Annotated in this window: 2 protein-coding genes; both read left to right on the forward strand. The window is 78.5% G+C overall.

The genetic code is table 11. The features are described from left to right. The coding region (locus ICW40_RS18315) for an ATP-binding cassette domain-containing protein (RefSeq protein ID WP_221655436.1) at positions 1-922 on the forward strand (922 nt) is incomplete at its 5' end. Then, positions 919-1580: energy-coupling factor transporter transmembrane component T family protein (locus ICW40_RS18320; RefSeq protein ID WP_221655437.1), on the forward strand; the 662-nt coding region annotated here is incomplete at its 3' end. The genes ICW40_RS18315 and ICW40_RS18320, both read left to right, overlap by 4 nt.

Below are 1580 nucleotides of genomic sequence, written 5' to 3' on the forward strand. Positions count from 1 at the left end.
GCCGATGACGGTCTCGTGGGCCGGCGCGCACCGTCCGGGCGCCGCGAGCGCCGCGCGGCGCGGCGCGCACGCCACCGGGGAGCCGGTGCTCCGGGTGCGTGAGGGCGGATGGGAGCAGGGCGGTCGCACCGTCGTGCGGGTCCCGGCGCTCGACCTGCGCCCGGGGCAGGTGACCGCGATGGTCGGGTGCAACGGCAGCGGGAAGTCGTCGCTCCTGCTGGGCCTCGCTGGCCTGCTGCCCGGTGAGGGTCAGGCTGCGGCGCGCGGTGCGGGTCACGGCGCAGAGCGCGTCGACCTGCCGCCCGCGCTCGTGCTCCAGCGTCCCGAGCACCAGCTGCTCACCCGCACGGTCGCGGACGAGGTGGCGTACGGGCTGCGCCTGCGCGGGGGTGCTCGGCGGGGCCTCGGCCGCCGCCGCGCCCGTCGAGACGGGGCTCCCGACGACGCCGACGTCGCCGCCACGGTCGCCGACGCGCTCGACCGCTTCTCGCTCGCGCGGCTCGCGGCGGCCGACCCGTTCCGTCTGTCCGGCGGCGAGCAGCGCCGCCTGACGATCGCGGCGATGGCCGTCCTCGGGCGGCCCGCCCTGCTGCTCGACGAGCCGACCTGCGGGCTGGACGACGTCCAGGCGACCGCGGTGCTCGCGCTCCTCGACGAGCTCGCGGCACGTGGCACGGCCGTGGTCGTCGCGACGCACGACCTCGGCCTCGCCCGCGCCTTCGCCGACCAGGTGCTCGTGCTGCGCGAGGGCGACGTCGTCGTCGTCGGACCGCCCGCCCTGCTGGACGACGTCGGCCTCCTGCGCGACGCGGGGCTGCTCGTCGAGGAGGCGCGGCCGCTCGTCGAGGACGCGCCGTCGGCCGTCGTGGCCGGCTCGCCGTCGATGCGCGAGCCGGCGCGCGTGCTGGGCGGCGGCGGATGAGCCGCGGCATCACCACCGCGGCCCCCACCACCGCCGCCGCGACCGCGGCCGGGGACCGGACGTCGTCGTGGCTCGCCGGCTGCGACCCGTCGGTGCTGCTCGGGGTCGTCGTGGCGCTGCCCGTGATGCTCGTCCGGACGTTCGACGCGCGCCCGCTCGCCGTCCTGTGGGCGCTCGCCGTCGCTGCGGCGCTCACGGTCGCGCGCGTGCCGCTGCGGCGGCTCGTGGCGGCACAGCTGGCGTTCGTGTGGTTCGGCCTGAGCCTGCTCGCGGTCAACGCGGTGACACGCGACGGCGACGTCGTCGGGCGGTGGCTGGGGCTCGAGGTCACGGACCACGGCCTGGCCATGGGCGCCGGCCTCGCCGTCCGCACGCTGCTCATCGGCGTGTGCGCGGTCGCGTTCTGGCACGCGTCGGAGCCCGAGCGCCTGCTCGGCTCGCTGCACCAGGTGGCGCGCCTGCCCGTGCGGGCGTCGTGCGCGATGCTCGCCGCCTACCGCCTGCTCGACGACCTGCCCGCCGAGTGGGCGACGGTCCGGCGTGGGCAGGCCGCTCGGGACCCCCGGCGGGTCCGTGCCGGACGCGTCGTCCCGTCGTCCGACCCCGCGTCCGTCGCGCGCGCGGCGTTCGCGCTCCTCGCGACGAGCGTGCGCCGCGC

Source organism: Actinotalea ferrariae, from assembly GCF_019733465.1.
Taxonomy (GTDB): domain Bacteria; phylum Actinomycetota; class Actinomycetes; order Actinomycetales; family Cellulomonadaceae; genus Actinotalea; species Actinotalea ferrariae_A.